Origin of the sequence: Nocardia sp. FBN12, from assembly GCF_050320175.1 — a bacterium.
GTDB lineage: Bacteria > Actinomycetota > Actinomycetes > Mycobacteriales > Mycobacteriaceae > Nocardia.
In genome coordinates, this window is the sequence record NZ_CP190048.1 from 4,102,914 (window position 1) to 4,121,652 (window position 18,739).

Consider the following 18,739-nt stretch of genomic DNA (forward strand, 5'->3'; position numbering starts at 1 on the left):
CCCGGCACAGCGCCCTGGCCAACGCGCGCTCACCGTCCCGACCAGCACCAGCCCGACACCAGGCCCTGGCCGACACGCGTCGGTCCGTCCGATCAGCACCAACCCGACACCAAGCCCTGGCCGACACGCATCGGCCCGTCCGATCAGCACCAACCCGACACCACGCCCTGGCCGACACGCATCGACCGGTCCGATCTGCGCCGATCCAGCACCGCGCTGTGCCCGACGTGCGGGAATCGGCCAGGGCCTCCCCAGCGCAGCATCGTGGCATGGCCGGGCATGCTCGATCGCGAACAGCGTTCGGGCAGGCCTTCGACATCGCGGCGCACGGGGCTCAGCGCACGGGCGATTATCGGGCGAGTGCTCGGTGTGGTCTGTCTGGTGGCGATTGTGCTCAGTGGTGCGGTGCCGGCCGATGCGGCGGAATCGGGGGCGTTCGGATGGCCGCTGCGACCGCGGCCCGCGGTGGAGCGAAAATTCGACAAGCCGGAGCGGAATTGGTTGCCGGGGCATCGAGGCGTGGATCTGGCGGGTACCGCCGGGCAGGCCGTGTTGGCGGCGGGCGACGGCATCGTGGTGTTCGCCGGGGAAGTAGCGGGCAAAGCGGTGGTGTCCATCGATCATCCGGGCGGCTTGCGCACCACCTACGAACCGGTGGAGGCGAAGGTCGCGGTGGGAAGCCGGGTGAGCAGGGGCACGCCGATCGGCACGTTGGTGGCCGGACACGAGGGGTGTCCGGCCGCCGCCTGCCTGCACTGGGGCGCCCGCCGCGAGACCGGCGCCCACAACCGCCGCGAATACGTCGACCCGCTCGGACTCCTGCACGAAGTGCCCGTTCGACTCAAACCTCTGGAGCCATAACGTGACGAACGACTCGACCACCCGATTCCCACACCGCTCATCGGCGGACGAGAATCGGGCCATGTCCGAGGAATCAAGACCCTTCACCTACGCCGAGGTCGGTGCCACCCGCACCACAATGCCCGACGGGTACCACCGGTTCCAGCATCGGCGGGCGATCGGCTACGGCCGGGAGCTGTTCGATCGGGCGGCCATCCACATACTCGACTTCGGCATACAGAAGGGCGTGGGCACTTTCCGAGCAGCCGACACCGAAACTGCGCAGCCCGGAACCGAATTGACGGTCGTTCTCCAGCTCGGACCACTGAGCATCAACGCGCCCTGCCGCGTCGTCTACGTCCTCGACGAACCCGACCGCCGAGGCTTCGCCTACGGCACCCTGCCCGGCCACCCCGAGGTCGGCGAGGAACTCTTCGCCGTCGAATACGACCCCGCCGACGACACCGTCTACGGCCTGGTCAGCGCATTCTCCAAACCGGGTACCTGGTACGTCCGCCTCGGCGGGCCCGTCGTCCGCCTGATCCAGCGCTGGTTCGCCCACCGATACCTGAATACGTTGCCCACCAGCAACTGACATCGCGGCCGACGGCTGACATCGCGACGACGGCGGGCGAAACTTCGACGTTGTGTCGAAGGCGGAACGGCAGTGGTCAGAGCAGCGCTGCCAATGTTTCGGCTTCCGCGGTCAACCGATCGCGCCGGTCGGTCGCGCCGAGGCGGCCGTATTCGGTTGCCGCGACACGTCTTTCGTCGATCTCACGGCGAACAATCGCTTCGATCTCGACCTCGGTGAGTTCGCGGCGAAGCGCCTCCGCCGCACCGAGACCGACCGCACTGTCTTCCACCGCGCCGGCTTTCACCTCACCGGCATCGATCGCCTCCGCGTTGTCGATCGCCGCCAGCGCCGAACGCAGCGCCGACACCGCACCGAGGTCGCGGGCCTTCATCGCAGGCTGCAACGCGGCGCGCAGCCGCTCACGCAGGGAAGTCACCCGACCACACTATTTTGCACCTCCGCCGGCGTCGACCGATTTCCGCCGGCAATCGGCGCGGCCGCGCGGGCCGTCGGTCTGGCCAGCGGGCGACGGGTCACGGCACGAACATTCGCCGGCTGCGTATCCAGTCCCGCCCCGAGTCCTCGATCCTGCCCGCCACCTGATGACGATAGGTGGCCCGGCACTGGGTGATCGCACCACCTGAACCGCAAAGCGCTACCCGTTGAGTAGCAGGGTGACCACGGCAACGAGAGCGAGGGTGGCGACGGCGAGGGTGGTTGTCACGACGAATCGGTGAGCGGTGCCCATGTGTCCGCGATCGAGTGCACGGCCGCGGGACCAACCGACCCCTGCCAGGAGCAGTGCGACCACGGCGGCAGCGAGGGGAAAGACCCACATCGGCCGGCCGTCGACAGCCGCCTCGTGCGCGAAGAGCAGCGCACAGGCTGCCGCGCCGAGGGACGTGCGCCGCCAGGCCAGCGCGGTGCGTTCCATCGCCAATGTCGGTGCGGTCACGACAGCACCACCGCCACGCAGGCGAGGGCGGCCACCACCGCGATGCCGGCCGACAGCACGGGAACCAGGACCGTTCCCGGCAGCGGTCCCCCTGCCCGCATCGCGAGGTTGATCCGTCGCCAGTGCCGGAAGGCGGCGAGCGCGACGACCAGCGCCATGATCAGGCAGATCATCGAGATGGCACCGGCGAATCCGGCCAGACGAGTCGGCTGGACGAGCGTATGCACCGCGACGCCACCGGCGAGCAGACCGATAGCGGTCCTGATCCACGCCAGAAACGTCCGTTCGTTGGCAAGGGTGAACCGATAGTCGACCTCCTCCTCGCCATCCCCGGATTCAGCCCCGACCTCGGGCAACGTCACAACCACCACCTCCTGTCCCCATCATGCGCTACCCGCCGCCCGCCCCGACCCTGACGAGCACGGCGCCCACCATGTCGTCGGTGTCCGGTGGCATATCGTCAAGCACCCCTGGTTGTTCTCGCTTCAGGTGGTCAGGCGCGGGGGTGGGCTCGGTCGTGGACTCGTTTGAGGCGTTCGACGGAGACGTGGGTGTAGAGCTGGGTCGTCGCCATGCTGGCGTGGCCGAGGAGTTCCTGAACTACGCGCAGGTCGGCGCCGCCTTCGAGCAGGTGGGTGGCGGCGGTGTGGCGTAGGCCGTGGGGTCCCATGTCGGGTGCGCCGGGGATGGCGGCGATGACCTCGTGGACGACGGTGCGGGCTTGGCGCTGGTCGAGGCGGCGCCCGCGTTGGCCGAGGAACAGGGCGCGGCCGGAGTGGTCGTTGACCAGGGACGGACGGCCGCCGCGGAGCCAGGCGTCGAGGGCGGCGTCGGCGGGACCACCGAACGGCACCGAGCGTTCCTTGTTGCCCTTGCCGAGCACACGCACCAGGCGACGTTCCCGATCGATGTCATCGATGTCGAGCCCGCACAATTCGCTGACACGAATCCCGGTGGCGTACAACAACTCCACCACGAGCCGGTCCCGCAGTGCCATCGGGTCCTGCTGCGCGGCACCGGATTCCGCCGCATCCATGGCCTGTTCGGCTTGATGACGACCGAGCACCGCAGGCAGCACGCGATGCGCTTTCGGGGCCTGCAGCCGCAACCCCGGATCGACACCGAGTCGCCCGGTCTCGGTCAACCAAGCGGTGAACGTCCGTGCGGCCGAGGCCCGCCGAGCCAACGACGTCCGTGCCACTCCCGCCGCCGCCAGCTCCGCCAACCACGACCGCAACAACGGCAGATCCAGCTCCCGCACCGCCGAATCGGCCGACCGCGCGTACAGATGCTCCAGCAGCGACCGCACATCCCCCAGATACGCCCGCACCGTATGCGCCGACCGATTCCGCCCCAACCGCAGATGCCGCCCGAACTCGGTGAGCAACGCGGTCAGATCATCAGGCAGCACATCCATCCCCCAACCGTCGCCCTTCCCCATCCCCCACGCAACCCACCACGCCGCCGCTGACGACGAGCCACCCACACAGATCGCTCCGACCCCCTCTTGCAACATGCCGAGCACCCCGCACCGTCCTCGGCGCCCGAAACGCAGATCCACGCCTGTCGCCCGCTCGCGCTGTCAGCTCGCCCGCCGACTGGATATCCGAAACCATCCACCCGAGTCGCAACCGACCAGTTCGGCGAGTTCCAGGCTCGGCAGTACCGCTCGGACAGTGGCCAGATCCAGTCCGGATTGTTGGGACAGCTCGCGGGGCAGACGGGAACCGATGGTGGGCAGGGCGGCATAGATTTCGGCTTCGGCGCCGCGGAGGTGGGCGGCGGGGTCCAGCGGATTGCCTTCGGTGACCGGGAGGCGGAGAGGGCCTGCTTCGTCGATGATGTCCTCGGCGCGGGTTACCAAGAGCGCTTCGCCGTCTCTGATCATTCGATGGCAGCCTGCCGAGGAGGCCGACCCTACGGGGCCCGGCACAGCCATGGCGGGTCGTCCCAGCCTTCGTGCCCACTTCACCGTATTGCGGGCGCCGCTGCGTAGGCCCGCCTCGACCACAAGAACACCGTCCCCGAGCGTCGCGATCAACCGGTTCCTTGCCAGGAACTGGTGTTTCTGCGCCGAGATGCCCGGCGGGTATTCGCTGACTACGAGACCACTTTCGGCGATAGCGGCGAGAAGACGATCATGCTGCGCAGGATAGGGGCGATCGACACCGCAAGCGAGAACCGCCACGGTGTTCCCGCCGACAGCCAATGCCGCCCGATGCGCTGCGGCGTCGATGCCGAAAGCCGCTCCGGAAACGATGGTCCAGCCACGGCCTGCCAGGTCGCACGCGATCTCACTCGCCACCTGCAACCCGTAGCCGCTACTACAACGCGAACCGACCACCGCGACAGCACGTTCGGACGCGACATGGAGCGAGAGCGGGCCGCGCGCCCACAACACCAGCGGGACAGCCGCCTCACGATCACGTTCGGTGTCGAGTTGGCCGAGCCCGAGCATCCGCCAGCCTGGCCATTCCTCGTCATCGGGAGTGATGACCCGCCCGCCCAAGCGGACAATGGTATCCAAATCTTTTGCCGCCGAATCGATCTCACGCCGAACCACTGTCGGACCGCGTAGTGCTGCGGGCAGCTCGTGCTCACGAACAGCACGGGCGGCCTCACACACCCCGACCGAGGCGATCAGTGCCGACAGCGGCGCACACGGCCCCTGCACCACCCGCGACAGATACACCCAGGCGAGCCTGCGATCGTCTCGATCACCGTCCAGATCCACCACATCACCGACCACACGCAGCTCGCTCATTGCGCACCTCGCTGCCGGAAGTTCAACGACGACATCACATCCTGCACGGTGGGCAACTCCCCTTCGCGCAGATCGCAGACCGTCCAGGCCACCCGGATCGCCCGGTCGGCACCACGCGCCGACATGCGCCCGAGCCGTAAGGCCGCCTCGATCGGCGCGATGGATTCCCTGGGCAAGGTGAAGCGCTTGCGCAGGATATGGCCCGGCACTTCGGCATTGGTCGTCCAGCCGTCCGCGCTCCACCGCTGCGCCGCGCGGGCCCGTGCGCACGCAACGCGTTCGGCCACCGTGGCACTGCTCTCGACCTGTTCGTCGCTGAAGGTCGCCCCGGCCTGGCCGTGCATCTGGACCCAGATGTCGATGCGATCGAGCAACGGACCCGACAGCTTGCCCAGGTAGCGGCGTCGTGCCAGCGGCGCGCAGATGCAGTCCACATCGCGCGCGGGTGCACACGGACAGGGGTTGGCCGCCAATACGAGTTGGAAGCGGGCCGGGTACCGGGCGACACCATCACGCCGGGCGATCCGCACCTCCCCCTCTTCGAGCGGCGTCCGCAGTGCCTCCAGGACCTTGGTGCCGATCTCGGCGCACTCGTCGAGGAACAGCACCCCGCGGTGCGCCCGGCTCACCGCGCCGGGACGAGCCATGCCGGAACCGCCGCCGATCATGGCGGTCACCGATGTCGAATGATGCGGTGCGACAAAGGGAGCCAGCGTGAGCAACGGCTGCTCGGCCGAGAGCGATCCCGCCATCGAATGGATCGCGGTCACCTCGAGGGACTCCACCTCCGACAGCGGCGGCAACAGACCCGGAAGACGTTGCGCCAACATCGTTTTGCCGATTCCGGGCGGCCCGGTGAGCAGCAAGTGGTGCCCACCCGCCGCCGCGACCTCCAGCGCCCAGCGCGCCTCGTCCTGACCGACCACGTCGCTGAGGTCGCCGCACGGTGTCTGTATCCCCGGCACGACCCCGTCGGGTTCGACCAGTTTGCCCTCACCACGCAGCCACGCCACGACCGCTCGCAGACTCGTCGCGCCGAGTACCTCGATCCCCTCGACCAGTCCCGCTTCGGCAACCGCCGCGGCGGGCACGACCACGGTGGGCAACCCGGCCGCACGCGCAGCGATCACCGCGGGCAACACCCCGCGGACCCGCCGCACCCGGCCGTCCAGCGCCAACTCGCCCAGCAGCACCGTTTTCACCAGCCGCTCGCCGGGTACCGCCCCGGCGGCATCGAGCACCGACACCGCCAGTGCCAGGTCGTACACGCTGCCCACTTTCGGCAACGTCGCGGGCGAGAGGGCCAGGATCACCCGGCCGTCCGGCCACTTCTCCCCCGTGTTCGCCACCGCGGACCGGACCCGATTGCGTGATTCCTGCAGTGCGGTATCCGGCAGGCCGACGAGATTCACCGAGGGCAGACCCTGACCGATATCGGCCTCGATCTCAACCAGTTGCCCGTCGACGCCGGTCACCGCCACCGACAACGCCCGTCCGAGTGCCATCAGAAGGCCGCGGTCAGATGATTGATGACCGGCCCGCTCCCCCGCGGGACCAGCACCGACACCACGTCGAAGCGAATCCGCCGCCACGGCGCGTTCTGCTCGGCCAGCCACAGCAGCGCCAGCCGCCGGATGCGCTGCTGCTTGCTGAAGGTGACCGCCTCGGCCGGAATACCGAATCCCAGCCCCGACCGCGTCTTCACCTCGACGAACACGGTGACCGACGGGTCCTGGACGATCAAGTCCAGCTCACCGTATCGACACCGCCAATTACGGGCGACGATCTCCATCCCCGCCTCGCACAGATACTGCGCGGCCAGCTTCTCCCCGTATGCGCCGAGCGCCTGTTTGTGTGCCATGAGCGAAAGCATGGCCACCCACGCTCACCCAGCTGACTCACGCGACCTGGGCAAACAGAAAACCTGTGGATAACTGCCGCCCTGTGGATAACTACTCGGGCAAGCGCAGGTCCGGCTTCTCCAGCTCCTCGATGTTCACGTCCTTGAACGTGATCACCCGCACGTGCTTGACGAAACGTGCCGGGCGGTACATGTCCCACACCCAGGCATCGCTCATCCGCACTTCGAAATACACCTCGCCGTCGGCGTTCTGCGGGCGCAGTTCGACAGAATTGGCCAGGTAGAAGCGCCGTTCGGTCTCCACCACGTACGAGAACTGGCCGACGATGTCCTTGTACTCGCGGTACAACGACAGTTCCATCTCGGTTTCGTACTTCTCGAGGTCCTCAGCACTCATCGGGTGGGACGTCCTCCTGCTAGCAGCGCCGCGTTCATTGGTGACATCATCGCGCATGTGCCGCGCGAGTAGCCACTCGGCTACCTCCGGGCACCTCTAGCTCGCGCACATTCCGCCAGGAACGGCGGTGTTCGGTGCTCGGTCCGAGCTGTCGTAGCGCGGCGGTGTGCTCGGGCGTGTTGTAGCCCTTGTGCGCGGCGAAACCGTAGCCGGGCAGCTGTGCGTCGAGCTCGACCATCATCCGGTCCCTGGTCACCTTCGCCAGGATGCTCGCGGCCGCGATGCAGGCCGCGGTGCCGTCGCCGCCGATCACGGGCAGCGACGGCGCGGGCAGTCCGGGGACCTTGAATCCGTCGGTCAGGATGTAGCCGGGGGTGCGTCCGAGGCCGGCGACGGCTCGGCGCATGCCCTCGATATTGGCCACGTGGATCCCGATCGAGTCGATCTCCCACGCGGGCACCACGACGACGCTCCAGGCCAGCGACAACCGCTGAACCACCGGGAACAGCTCCTCACGCGCCGCCTCCGTGAGTTTCTTGGAGTCGTCGAGCCCGGCGAGCTTGTCGTAGGCCTTGGGCGCCAGCAGGCACGCCGCGACCACCAGCGGGCCCGCACAGGGTCCGCGGCCCGCCTCGTCGACTCCGGCCACCGGCGCGAGGCCACCGCGCACGAGCGCGGCCTCGAGCGTGCGTAGGCCGCCCGCCCGGCGCATCACCATCCGCGGCGGCCAGCTGGTCCGATCCTGCCCCACAGTTCGATTGTCCCGTCGCGTCAGTTCTGCCGGGGTGTTCCTGGTGCGCATTCGCTCCGGAACACCCCTGCTCAACGTGTCAGTTCTCTTGGGCGTTCTGGCTCTTCACCGGGCCCATGCGGTTCGGCGGCCAGATCTTGAACACCGTCTTGCCGCGGACATTGTCCACCGGCACCGTGCCCTGCAGATCGTCGCTGACGTGGGCGCGCGAATCAGCCGACTCGTTGCGGTTGTCGCCCATCACCCACAGATTGCCCTCCGGCACCTTCACCGGACCGAACACCCGGCCCGCCGGGTAGACGGCGTTGGGACGGTCGGTGTACCACGGGTAATCCTTCTTGATGTACGGCTCGTCGAGCGGTTTGCCGTCGACCATCACGCGGCCCTGCGGATCGCAACACTGCACGGTCTGCCCGCCGACCGCGATGACGCGCTTGACCAGATCGTTCTCGTCCGGCGGGACCAGCCCGAAATAGGACAGGAAGTTCTGGATACCGCGCACGACGGAGTTGTCGGAACGCACGGACTTGTAGTGCCCGTTCCACGACGGCGGCCCGACGAAGACCACCACGTCGCCAGGCCCGGGTTCGGAGCCGTAGTAGCTGATCTTCTCGACGTAGATTCGATCACCGATCAGCAGCGTGTTCTCCATCGACTGCGAGGGGATCACATACGGACGCCCGACGAAAGTCACCATCAGCGCGGCGATCACCGCCGCGATCACGACCAGTATCGGCAGCTCCTGCCAGAACGGGCGCTGTTTCTTGTCGGCGCGCTTTTTTCTGCGCCGCCCACCGTCGTCACCCGAATCGGACACCGACACCGAACCACTTTCGTCTGCCACGCCGAACAGAGTAGCCCGGCACCCCGACGTGAGTCGGGTACCGGGCTACCTGAAGAATTCTGGTACTGCGAAGTGCTACTGCGAGATCAGCGCTTTTCCTTGATCTTGGCAGCCTTGCCGCGCAGATCGCGCAGGTAGTACAGCTTGGCGCGACGCACGTCACCACGGGTCACGACATCGATGTGGTCGATGTTGGGGCTGTGCACGGGGAAGGTGCGCTCGACACCGACGCCGAAGGACACCTTGCGGACCGTGAAGGTCTCGCCGATGCCGCCGCCCTGACGCCGGATCACGACGCCCTTGAAGACCTGGACGCGCTCCTTCGAGCCTTCGATGACCTTCACGTGCACGTTCAGGGTGTCGCCCGGACGGAAGTCGGGGACATCGCTACGCAGCGACTTCTGGTCGACGAAATCAAGGGTGTTCATTTTCCACCTTTTCGGATTCTTTGCGTGAACAGAGGAACCTGGCGGCACTCGCGCGCTCGACCGGTTCATGCTCAGAACAGGAGTGCTCTCGGACATGACTCGTCCAAGGCAACCGGTTCATTGTGCCAGACCGGGTAGCCGCGATCGAAATCGGGCCTCACTCATCGCCGTGCTGGTCGGACGCCGGGTTCCTGGACGCTGGGTTCTTGGACGGTGGGCTTTTGGACGCTGAGATGTCGAATGCAGGGTCGGTCCGACGTCGCGGCAGCAGATGCGGGTGCGGCAGCGGGGCGGGCGGCGCCGCGACGACGGTGCGCGCCAAGACCGCCTCGGCGGCGGTGCGCGCGTGCTCGACGTCGGGTTTGCCCGCGATCAGGTCCTGGACGAAGATCTTCGCGCGGATGACCGGTCGACGGTACCGCCGCTCGCGCGCGATCGCCCGGTTCATGGTCTTGGGCCGGTTCCCATAGCGCCAGCGCGCCCACGGCGCGCCTGGCCGGCTCAACCGCACCGCCCCCACCAGGAGAAACGGCGTGAAGAACATACCGAACAGCCCGGTCCAGATCTTGCCCTTGGCGATCACCACCGCGGCGAGCGCCAGATTCACCACGACCGTGATCGCCACGCCGACCCGCACCCCGACCCCGGCCGACTTGCGGAATTCGTCGTAGTCCAGAAACGTCGCGGGCTGCACGCCGAGCAGCAGCAGCCCGGTCACCGCGAGCGCGACGAACACCGCGTCCACCGAGGTGCGTCCCTGTTCGGACCAGTAGACGTCACGCAGATAGAAGATCAGCGCGAACTCGTCGAGTACCAGCGCGGCGCCGATCCCGAAGATGGCCGACAGCACGCTCGAGGTGACCTGGGTGGCGTCCTCGGCGGTGGCGATCAACCCGATGCCCGAGAGCAGCACGGTGATCACGCCGAACACCATGTGGTGGATGTGGGTGTCGCCGGCTTTCACGTTGCCGGGCCACCAACGCACGTTGGCCCGGATCATCCGCACGCTGACCCGGATCACCACGAAGCCGAGGATGAACCCAAGCAGGAAGCAGAGCAGGGGCAGGCGGCCGTGCGAAATCACCTCGTCTTCGAGCCACCGTCGCATGCCGCCCGCCCTGTCGTCGAGTTCCTACTTGTTGCCGAAACCAGCCGCACGCAGTGCGTCCGCCATCGAACCGGTCGGTGCGGCGGCCTGCTTGCGCTGGTTGCCGCCGTTACCCTGTCGGCCCTGGTTGCGAGCCGGGGCCGGACCGCGACCGCCTTGCTGGCCACGACCCTGACCGCGCGGCGCGCCGCCACCACGATTGTCCCCCTGCGCGGGCTTGCCCGGCTCGTCATCGAGTCGCAGAGTGAGCCCGATCCGCTGCCGGGCGACATCGACCTCGAGGACCTTCACCTTCACCACGTCACCGGACTTCACCACTTCGCGCGGATCCTTGACGAAGTTGTGCGACAGCGCCGACACGTGCACGAGGCCGTCCTGGTGCACGCCGACGTCGACGAAGGCGCCGAACGCGGCCACATTCGTGACGACGCCTTCGAGCACCATCCCCGGCTTCAGGTCGGCGACCTTCTCGATACCCGCGGCGAACTCGGCGGTCTTGAATTCCGGACGCGGGTCGAGGCCCGGCTTCTCCAGCTCGGCGATGATGTCGCTGACGGTGGGCACACCGAATTTCTCGTCGGTGAAGTCACCGGGCTTGAGCGCACGCAGGGTGCTGGTGTTGCCGATGACCTCGGCCATCTCCCGGCCGGTGTGTTCGAGAATGCGGCGCACCACCGGGTAGGCCTCGGGGTGCACGGCGGAGGTGTCGAGCGGGTCGGCACCGCCGCGGATACGCAGGAAGCCCGCGCACTGTTCGAAAGCCTTGGGGCCCAGGCGCGGAACCTCGAGCAGGGCCTTGCGGCTGTTGAACGGCCCGTTCTGATCACGGTGGGCCACAATGCTTTCCGCCACCGGCGAGGAGACACCCGACACGCGCGAGAGCAGCGGCACCGAGGCGGTGTTCACGTCGACGCCTACCGCGTTCACCGCGTCTTCGACGACCGCGCCCAGCGAGCGCGCGAGCAGTGTCTCGGAGACGTCGTGCTGGTACTGGCCGACGCCGATCGACTTGGGATCGATCTTCACCAGTTCGGCGAGTGGATCCTGCAGGCGCCGGGCGATGGAGACCGCACCGCGCAGCGACACGTCCATGTCGGGCAGTTCGGCCGAGGCATACGCCGAGGCGGAGTACACCGAGGCGCCCGCCTCCGACACCACGATTTTGGTCGGCTTGTTCTCCGGGATCCGCGAGATCAGTTCCACCGCAAGGGCATCGGTCTCACGGGAGGCGGTGCCGTTGCCGATCGCGATGAGCTCCACGTTGAAGCGGGCGACGAGCGCGGCCAGCACGGCGAGGGACTTCTCGGTCTGCCCCTGCGGCTTGTGCGGGTAGATGACCTCGGTCGCGACGGCCTTACCGGTGGCGTCGACGACGGCGACCTTCACACCGGTGCGATAACCGGGGTCAAGGCCCATCGTGGTGCGGGTGCCCGCGGGCGCGGCGAGCAGCAGGTCGCGCAGGTTCGCGGCGAACACGTCGACCGCGTCCTTCTCCGCCGCCTGCCGCAACCGCATCCTGGTGTCGATACCCAGGCTCACCTGAAGTTTCGTTCGCCAGGCCCAGCGAACAGTGTCGAGCAGCCAGGAATCGGCCGGGCGGCCCTTGTCGGCGATGCCGAAGGCGACCGCGATGCGGCCCTCGTAGATCGTGCGCTCGCCGGGCGCCGGTTCCTCGGTGTCGGCTTCGAGGTGCAGCGTGAGCATCTCCTCCTTCTCCCCGCGCAGCAGCGCCAGGATCCGGTGCGAGGGGAGTTTGTGGAAGGGCTCGCTGAACTCGAAGTAGTCGGAGAACTTTGCCCCCGCCTCCTCTTTGCCCGCGCGCACCGTCGAGGTGACCTGGCCCCGGTTCCACATCAGTTCACGCAGCTCACCGACCAGGTCAGCGTCTTCGGCGAAGCGTTCGACGAGGATCGAGCGGGCGCCGTCGAGCTGTTCGGCGGTGTAGCCGGCCGGATCGGTGTTCGGGTCGCCGATCAGCGCGTCGGCCACCGGCTCGTGGCCGGCTTCGCGCGCGATCTGCGCCTTGGTGCGGCGCTTGGGCTTGTACGGCAGGTAGATGTCTTCCAGGCGCGCCTTGGTCTCGGCGAGCATGAGCTGCGAGTGCAGGGTGGGATCGAGTTTGCCCTGGCCGCGGATGGATTCGATGATCGCGCCGCGACGCTCGTCGAGTTCACGCAGATACCCGAGCCGTTCCTCGAGCTGGCGCAACTGGGCATCGTCGAGGCCGTCGGTGACCTCCTTGCGGTACCGCGCGATGAACGGAACCGTCGAACCGCCGTCGAGCAGTTCGACGGCGGCGCGGACCTGGGTCTCGCGCACCCCCAGCTCATCGGCGATCCGCCTGCCTACGCTGGCGATGGTGGTCGTGCTGTCGGCGATCTCGGGCGCTGTCGTCACAGCCGCAGAGACTACAGCTCATCACCGACACCTCGCTGGCACCCAGGTCAGCGGATTGCTCGCACCTCGGGTTCGGTGATCGGCCGATCCAGCGCGGTGTCGGTGCGTTCGCGCAGGAATTTGTCGAACATCGCCGCGACGTAGCCCCGCACCAGCGACGCCACCCGATCCGGATCGATCGCCCCGATGTAAGTCGACGCGGCGGGCCGGGCGAGCGCGGGGACCAGCGATGGCATATCGGTGAAGTCGTAGTGCGCCGAATCCGCCACGGCCAGATGACGTTTCCAGCCGGTAGCTCGCTTCCAGAACGCGTCGAGGGACGGATTCGCATCACCGACTTCCTCGATCTGACCGCTGGTCAAGACCAGGGTCGGCCGGTCAACGCCCTCGGTGGCCGCGCGGCCGAAGGCCTCGTCCACCCCGATCTGCCCGTCCATGTCGACGGCGGCATCGATCCGGCGATCCTCGTGCATGGCTTCGACGGCTGTGTACCCGCCGGAGGAGTGCCCGACGGCGCCAACCCGGTCCAGGTCGAGTACCCGGCCCAGATCGACTGGCAGAGAGTCGGATACGGCATCGGGGTTCGCCCCTGCGGCCAGCGCGGCCAGCGAGTCGAGGACGAACCGGAAGTCGAGCAGTCGTGCCGCGATGTACTTCTCGCGGATGGCGGTGTCGAAGCCGTTCGGCGCAGCGGCGGGCCGCACGATCCGGCCGCCGGGGAACTCGACGGCCGGACCGGTTTCATAGGTGTGATCGATGGTCACCACCACGTAGCCGCGCGACGCCAGGTCCTCGGCGAGCCCGGTGCCGAGAACCCGCGAGACACCGGCGCCGGGGGTGTACAGCACGACCGGATAGGTGCTCGCCGCCTGTGCGGGCGCCTCCCGGTGGGCGTGGGCCAGGGCGCCGGGCAGCTCGATGCCGAGTTCGGCCTCCAGTCCCGGGATCAGTTCGGTCGACGCGTAATGCGCACGCGGGTAGCGATCTACCTCGGTCGCTGGGTAGAACACCGACACCATCAGTTCCCTCGACCGGTCGGGCTGGAACGGGTCCGGCCGTGCGTCGTCGACCAGGTGCAGCGTCGTGGCGCCGACCGGCAGAGTTCCGGTGGGACCCGGGAGAACGCCGACGCCACCCGGTCCGGCATCGGCACCGCCCACACTCGACGCGACCAACCCGCAGACCGACATCGACACCACCATCGCGCGACGGAACACCGTCTCCCCCATCATTATTCGGCACGGGGCCGAAACGCCCGACCGTCGCGAACACGCTAGCAAGAAGCTCCGGTGCCCGCGACGGATCGAGCCCACACGCTCAGCCGAGGATCTCCCTGGCGAGTTCGCGCATCTCGGCCTTGCGGACCTTCCCGGTGACCGTCATCGGGAACTCGTCGACCACGTGCACATAGCGCGGGATCTTGTAGTGGGCGAGGCGGCCGGTGCAGAAGGTACGGACGGCGTCGGCGTCGAGGGGTGTCGCACCCTCGCGCAGGCGAATCCAGACCATGAGTTCCTCACCGTATTTCTCGTCCGGTACCCCGATGACCTGGGCGTCGACGATATCGGGGTGGGTGTAGAGGAATTCCTCGATCTCGCGGGGGTAGATGTTCTCGCCGCCGCGGATGACCATGTCCTTGATCCGGCCGGTGACCGCGAGGTAGCCGTCTGCGTCCATGACGCCGATGTCGCCGGTGTGCATCCAGCGGGCGGCGTCGATCGCCTCGGCGGTCTTGTCGGGTTGTTCCCAGTAGCCGAGCATCACCGAGTAGCCGCGGGTGCACAGTTCGCCCGGTTCGCCGCGCGCCACGGTGCGCCCGGTCTCCGGGTCGACCACCTTCACCTCGAGGTGCGGGCCGACGCGTCCGACGGTCGCGGTGCGGCGGTCGATGCTGTCGTCGCGACGGGTCTGGGTGGACACCGGCGAGGTCTCGGTCATGCCGTAGCAGATGGCGACCTCGCCCATCCCCAGCCGATCGATCACCCGTTTCATCACCTCGACCGGACACGGCGAGCCCGCCATGATGCCGGTGCGCAGGCTCGACAGGTCGTAGTCGGCGCCGGCGTCGAGTTCGGCCAGCATCGCGATGAACATCGTCGGCACGCCGTAGAGCGAGGTGCAGCGTTCCGCGGCGACGGCGGCCAGCGCCGCGGCCGGATCGAACGACGGCGCCGGAATCACCGCTGCCGCACCGTGGGAGGTGACCGCGAGGTTGCCCATCACCATGCCGAAGCAGTGGTAGTACGGAACCGGGATGCAGACCCGGTCGGCCTCGGTGTACCCGCACAGCTCGCCGACGAAGAACCCGTTGTTGAGGATGTTGTGGTGGCTCAGCGTCGCACCCTTCGGGAAACCCGTTGTGCCCGAGGTGTACTGGATGTTGATCGGATCGTCGGCCGACAGCGTCGCGGCGATCGCGCCGAGGCGTTCGTTGTCCGGCACGGCCTCGGCCACCTGCCGCCACTGCGCGGTGCCGAGGATCAGCACCTGTTCCAGGGCGGGACAATTCGGCCGGACCTGCTCGATCATCGCGACGTAGTCCGAGCTCTTGAACTCCGGCGCGGCGATCAGAGTGCGTACCCCGGCCTGCACGAGCACGTATTCGAGTTCGCTGGTGCGGTAGGCGGGGTTGATATTGACCAGGATGGCGCCGATCTTCGCGGTGGCGTACTGCACGAGAAACCATTCCGCGCAGTTGGGCGCCCAGATACCCACCCGGTCACCGGCTTCGATGCCGTGTGCGGCGAGGCCGGTCGCGACGGCGTCGACCGCGGCACCCACCTCGCGGTAGGTCCAGCGCCGGTCCGTCGGGTAGTCGATGAGTGCGTCACGTGCCGGGTAGGCCGCTACGGCGCGGTCCAGGTTCGCGCCGATGGTGTCACCGAGCAACGGGATGTCGGCGGGACCGCAGCTGTAGCTGAGTTCGGACATCACCGGATCTCCTTGCCGCGCAGCAGGAATCGCTGCACCTTGCCGCTCGGCGTCTTGGGCAGGCTGTCCACGAAATGGACCCTTCTCGGATAGGCGTGGGCGGCGAACTTGTCCTTGACCAGCTGCTGCAGTTCGGCCGCCAGCTCGGCGCTGCCCTCGGTGCCGGTCTGTGTCACCACGAAGGCCTCCAGCACCTCGCCGCGCAGGTCGTCGGGCATCCCGACCACGGCGGCCTCGGCGACCTGATCGTGCATGACCAGCACACTCTCGACCTCGAACGGGCCGATCCGGTAGCCCGCCATGATGATCACGTCGTCGTCGCGGGAGCTGAACCGGAAACAGCCGTCGGTGTCGCGGGAACCGACGTCACCGGTCAGATACCAGCGACCGTCGGCGGTGAACCGGGTCGCGGTGCGCTCCGGATCGTCGAGGTAGCCGAGGAACCACAGCAGCGGGCTGTGCTGGGTGTCGATGGCGACCCGGCCGATCTCGCCGGGCGCTGCCTCGCTGTCGGCGTCCTCGGACAGGACCACACAGGACCACCCGGGGAGCTGCCTGCCCATCGAACCGAGTGGGACGGCCACGTCGAGGGCGGGGTGCCACGCGTGGCAGATCACCATGCCGTGCTCGGTCTGGCCGTAGTGATCGCGCACCGGCACCCCCAGCGTCCGCTGCGACCACGCCACCACATCCGGGGTCAACGGCTCGCCCGCCGACGACGCCCGGCGCAGCGTGAATCCCGCCGGGACCGGACCGCTGTCGGCGCGCAACGCCCGGTAGACGGTCGGCGCGGCGGCGAAGTTGGTGACGCCGAAGCGCTGCAACACTTCCCAGGTGAGTGGCGCCGAGAAGCCCGCGTGCAGCAGCAGGCTGCGCACGCCCGTGGCCAGCGGCCCCAGGATCGCGTAGTAGAGGCCGTACGCCCAGCCCGGATCGGCCGCGTTCCAATAGACGTCCTCGGGGCGTACGTCCAGGGCGAACTCCTGGTAGGCGTGGAACGACGCCAGCGCGCGTACCGGGATCGGCACGCCCTTGGGGGTGCCGGTGGTGCCACTGGTGAACAACTGGACCAGCAGACCGTCACCACCGACCACCACCGGCTTCGCGCGTGGATCGTCGGGCCGGTGCCCGTCGAGCAGATCGTCGAAGCGCAGCGCGCCGGGGACCTCAGCGTCGCCGACAACGATCGTTCGGCAGTCGGTCGCCGCGAGTTTCGGCGCCTGGCCGGCATCGACGACGACGACTTTCGTGTGGCTCGCCGTCAGCCGGAACTCGACCGCCGGCGGCGCGAACGCGGTGAACAACGGCACGTGCACCGCGCCGCGGCGCCAGATACCCAGCAGGGCCACCACGAGCTCGACGGACTTCGCCATCAACGTCGCCACCCGGTCGCCCGGTTCGACGCCGAGTTCGGCCAGCGCGGCGGCGAATCGGGCCGAGCGCTCCCGCAACTCACCGTAGGTCAGGTCGTACGCGCGCAGATCGGACTCGATCACCGTGAACGCGATCTGCTCGGCCGGGTGCCGATCGCAGAGCAGATCAGCCGCACAGGCCTCGGGGCGGTCGTAGTGGTCGAGCAGGTCGCGCACCCGCACGTCCAGATCGGTAGTCATCGCAGCTTCTCCTCAACACCCCGGATGTCGGCCACCGGGTGTGTCCTAGAATGTGGCATAGCTCACGTACACCACTACCCCCGAAAAGGGGTGATCCATGACTTCCCTGTTGCGCCCGCGCGACGGTGACGCGCTGCGCGCCGAGATCCGCTGGGTGGCGGGCCGGGCGGGTGTCCCGGTGGTGTTCGGCGGCGCGGTCGACGAGGACACCCTGCTGCTCAGCGAGTTCGCCGGCACCGTCACCACGGGTCTGCGCGGACTGTCGGTGCTGCGCACCTCTGGGCTGGGCGGGCAGGCCATGGAGTACCGCAGGCCCGCGTCGGTGGCCGACTATCGGGGTTCGTCCGCCATCACCCACCACTACGACGCCGCGGTGGTCGGCGAAGGGCTGCGGTCGGTGATGGCCGTGCCGGTCCTGGTCGCCGATCGACCTCGCGCGGTGCTCTATGCGGCCACCCGCGGCACTGGTCCCCTCGGTGACCGCACCGCCGAGGTGATCCTGCAGGCGGGTAGGCGGCTGGCCACCGAGATCGCCGTCCGCGACGAAGTGGACCGCCGAGTCCGGCTGCTCGAGCTCGCGACGCCACCGTCGACGACCGCGCCCGCCGCGACCGAGGAGTTGCGCGAGATCCACGCCGAACTCCGCGCCATCGCGACCGCCACCGGCGATCCCGCACTGCGCGACCGGCTTTCCGGGGTCTGTGAACGACTGACCGGGGTGTTGACCGGCGAGTCGGTTGGCGATGCGCCGCGGCTGTCGCGGCGGGAACTCGACGTGCTCGCTCAGATCGCGCTCGGCTGCACGAATCAGGAAGCGGCGCTGCGACTCTCGCTCGGTGCCGAGACGGTGAAGAGTTATCTGCGGCAGGCGATGAGCAAGCTCGATGCCAGCACTCGGCACGAGGCGGTGGCGCGGGCACGTCGGCACGGCTTGCTGCCCTGAAGTGCCGACGTCCAGGGCTCGCTCAGCTGTGCGTGAATTGTGGGATATATCACTACTATTCGAGTGTCGGTGGTGTCACGGCAACGGTGCAAACGGCCAGTGGGTATCCAAGGCCTGACACCGTGGCACCAGACGCCGACGCCGAAGGTCGCATCACGCGCACTCCGGCAGTACCTAATCACCAAGGGATGCAATGCCTGTACTGGGAACATCGGCACACAGCCCGTTGCGCCCCATCATCTCCGGCACGACCGCACCGACAGGCGCCGGGGCCGAACCCGTTCCGGATGGAATCAGCAACCCTCACTCTGGACGATCGCACAAAGAATG

19 protein-coding genes are annotated in these 18,739 nt (G+C 68.1%); 3 read left to right on the forward strand and 16 right to left on the reverse strand.

Translation table 11 applies throughout. From position 1 onward, the window contains the following. Positions 1–279: 279 nt before the first annotated feature. Both ACQHI0_RS19545 and ACQHI0_RS19550 read left to right on the forward strand, forming a co-directional pair. Positions 280–861 (forward strand): M23 family metallopeptidase, encoded by a 582-nt coding sequence (locus ACQHI0_RS19545; RefSeq protein ID WP_427903302.1) that lies wholly within the window; start codon positions 280–282, stop codon positions 859–861. Positions 862–922: 61 nt separating this feature from the next. After that, a complete protein-coding gene (locus tag ACQHI0_RS19550) occupies positions 923–1,435 on the forward strand; it encodes a DUF1990 family protein (RefSeq protein ID WP_427903303.1) in 513 nt (170 codons plus the stop codon). A 76-nt stretch (positions 1,436–1,511) separates the two neighbouring features. On the opposite strand, the gene ACQHI0_RS19555 is transcribed toward ACQHI0_RS19550, so the two are convergent. The 16 genes from ACQHI0_RS19555 to ACQHI0_RS19630 form a co-directional block, all read right to left on the reverse strand. Beyond that, positions 1,512–1,853 (reverse strand): hypothetical protein, encoded by a 342-nt coding sequence (locus ACQHI0_RS19555; protein WP_427903304.1) that lies wholly within the window; start codon positions 1,851–1,853, stop codon positions 1,512–1,514. A gap of 219 nt (positions 1,854–2,072) precedes the next feature. Beyond that, positions 2,073–2,372, reverse strand: coding sequence for a DUF202 domain-containing protein (locus ACQHI0_RS19560; protein ID WP_427903305.1), 300 nt, complete (start codon positions 2,370–2,372; stop codon positions 2,073–2,075). Beyond that, positions 2,369–2,734: a YidH family protein gene (locus ACQHI0_RS19565; protein WP_427903306.1), complete on the reverse strand. Its 366-nt coding sequence runs from the start codon at positions 2,732–2,734 to the stop codon at positions 2,369–2,371. The genes ACQHI0_RS19560 and ACQHI0_RS19565 overlap by 4 nt, the downstream gene beginning before the upstream one ends. Before the next feature lie 131 nt (positions 2,735–2,865). Next, complete coding sequence (locus tag ACQHI0_RS19570; protein ID WP_427903307.1) at positions 2,866–3,789, reverse strand: tyrosine recombinase XerC; 924 nt, start codon at positions 3,787–3,789, stop codon at positions 2,866–2,868. Between the two features lie 165 nt (positions 3,790–3,954). Next, positions 3,955–5,136 carry a DNA-processing protein DprA gene (gene dprA, locus ACQHI0_RS19575; protein WP_427903308.1) on the reverse strand — a complete coding sequence of 394 codons (1,182 nt, stop codon included), beginning with the start codon at positions 5,134–5,136 and terminating at the stop codon, positions 3,955–3,957. Further along, positions 5,133–6,641, reverse strand: a complete 1,509-nt coding sequence (locus ACQHI0_RS19580) for a YifB family Mg chelatase-like AAA ATPase (RefSeq protein ID WP_427903309.1) — start codon at positions 6,639–6,641, stop codon at positions 5,133–5,135. The genes dprA and ACQHI0_RS19580 overlap by 4 nt, the downstream gene beginning before the upstream one ends. Then, positions 6,641–6,997 (reverse strand): YraN family protein, encoded by a 357-nt coding sequence (locus ACQHI0_RS19585; RefSeq protein WP_427903310.1) that lies wholly within the window; start codon positions 6,995–6,997, stop codon positions 6,641–6,643. Before ACQHI0_RS19585 ends, ACQHI0_RS19580 begins: the two co-directional genes overlap by 1 nt. A gap of 91 nt (positions 6,998–7,088) precedes the next feature. Then, positions 7,089–7,394: a DUF2469 domain-containing protein gene (locus ACQHI0_RS19590; protein WP_011210678.1), complete on the reverse strand. Its 306-nt coding sequence runs from the start codon at positions 7,392–7,394 to the stop codon at positions 7,089–7,091. Between the two features lie 46 nt (positions 7,395–7,440). Next, positions 7,441–8,145, reverse strand: coding sequence for a ribonuclease HII (locus ACQHI0_RS19595; RefSeq protein WP_427903311.1), 705 nt, complete (start codon positions 8,143–8,145; stop codon positions 7,441–7,443). A gap of 79 nt (positions 8,146–8,224) precedes the next feature. Beyond that, the gene (gene lepB / locus ACQHI0_RS19600) at positions 8,225–8,989 is read right to left on the reverse strand and encodes a signal peptidase I (RefSeq protein ID WP_427903312.1); all 765 of its coding nucleotides are present in this window, start codon (positions 8,987–8,989) and stop codon (positions 8,225–8,227) included. Positions 8,990–9,075: 86 nt separating this feature from the next. Continuing rightward, on the reverse strand, positions 9,076–9,417 hold the full coding sequence (rplS, locus tag ACQHI0_RS19605; RefSeq protein ID WP_427903313.1) for a 50S ribosomal protein L19: 342 nt from the start codon (positions 9,415–9,417) through the stop codon (positions 9,076–9,078). Positions 9,418–9,574: 157 nt separating this feature from the next. Then, positions 9,575–10,525: a hypothetical protein gene (locus ACQHI0_RS19610; RefSeq protein WP_427903314.1), complete on the reverse strand. Its 951-nt coding sequence runs from the start codon at positions 10,523–10,525 to the stop codon at positions 9,575–9,577. Between the two features lie 24 nt (positions 10,526–10,549). Beyond that, positions 10,550–12,922 carry a Tex family protein gene (locus ACQHI0_RS19615; RefSeq protein WP_427903315.1) on the reverse strand — a complete coding sequence of 791 codons (2,373 nt, stop codon included), beginning with the start codon at positions 12,920–12,922 and terminating at the stop codon, positions 10,550–10,552. A 47-nt stretch (positions 12,923–12,969) separates the two neighbouring features. Continuing rightward, a complete protein-coding gene (locus ACQHI0_RS19620) occupies positions 12,970–14,151 on the reverse strand; it encodes an alpha/beta hydrolase family protein (RefSeq protein WP_427903316.1) in 1,182 nt (393 codons plus the stop codon). Between the two features lie 88 nt (positions 14,152–14,239). Then, positions 14,240–15,853: an AMP-binding protein gene (locus ACQHI0_RS19625; protein ID WP_427903317.1), complete on the reverse strand. Its 1,614-nt coding sequence runs from the start codon at positions 15,851–15,853 to the stop codon at positions 14,240–14,242. Beyond that, on the reverse strand, positions 15,853–17,466 hold the full coding sequence (locus tag ACQHI0_RS19630; protein ID WP_427903318.1) for an AMP-binding protein: 1,614 nt from the start codon (positions 17,464–17,466) through the stop codon (positions 15,853–15,855). The genes ACQHI0_RS19625 and ACQHI0_RS19630 overlap by 1 nt, the downstream gene beginning before the upstream one ends. Positions 17,467–17,563: 97 nt before the next feature. Between ACQHI0_RS19630 and ACQHI0_RS19635 the strand changes: the two genes are divergently transcribed. Continuing rightward, positions 17,564–18,409 (forward strand): LuxR C-terminal-related transcriptional regulator, encoded by an 846-nt coding sequence (locus tag ACQHI0_RS19635; protein ID WP_427903319.1) that lies wholly within the window; start codon positions 17,564–17,566, stop codon positions 18,407–18,409. Positions 18,410–18,739: the final 330 nt, after the last annotated feature.

Coding starts and splice junctions, on each gene's coding strand:
- ACQHI0_RS19635 (WP_427903319.1), top strand. CDS start 17,564: ATGACTTCCCTGTTGCGCCCGCGCGACGGTGACGCGCTGCGCGCCGAG.
- ACQHI0_RS19580 (WP_427903309.1), bottom strand. CDS start 6,641: ATGGCACTCGGACGGGCGTTGTCGGTGGCGGTGACCGGCGTCGACGGG.
- ACQHI0_RS19625 (WP_427903317.1), bottom strand. CDS start 15,853: ATGTCCGAACTCAGCTACAGCTGCGGTCCCGCCGACATCCCGTTGCTC.
- ACQHI0_RS19585 (WP_427903310.1), bottom strand. CDS start 6,997: ATGGCACACAAACAGGCGCTCGGCGCATACGGGGAGAAGCTGGCCGCG.
- rplS (WP_427903313.1), bottom strand. CDS start 9,417: ATGAACACCCTTGATTTCGTCGACCAGAAGTCGCTGCGTAGCGATGTC.
- ACQHI0_RS19550 (WP_427903303.1), top strand. CDS start 923: ATGTCCGAGGAATCAAGACCCTTCACCTACGCCGAGGTCGGTGCCACC.
- ACQHI0_RS19545 (WP_427903302.1), top strand. CDS start 280: ATGCTCGATCGCGAACAGCGTTCGGGCAGGCCTTCGACATCGCGGCGC.
- dprA (WP_427903308.1), bottom strand. CDS start 5,136: ATGAGCGAGCTGCGTGTGGTCGGTGATGTGGTGGATCTGGACGGTGAT.
- ACQHI0_RS19590 (WP_011210678.1), bottom strand. CDS start 7,394: ATGAGTGCTGAGGACCTCGAGAAGTACGAAACCGAGATGGAACTGTCG.
- ACQHI0_RS19610 (WP_427903314.1), bottom strand. CDS start 10,525: ATGCGACGGTGGCTCGAAGACGAGGTGATTTCGCACGGCCGCCTGCCC.
- ACQHI0_RS19620 (WP_427903316.1), bottom strand. CDS start 14,151: ATGGGGGAGACGGTGTTCCGTCGCGCGATGGTGGTGTCGATGTCGGTC.
- ACQHI0_RS19570 (WP_427903307.1), bottom strand. CDS start 3,789: ATGGATGTGCTGCCTGATGATCTGACCGCGTTGCTCACCGAGTTCGGG.
- ACQHI0_RS19630 (WP_427903318.1), bottom strand. CDS start 17,466: ATGACTACCGATCTGGACGTGCGGGTGCGCGACCTGCTCGACCACTAC.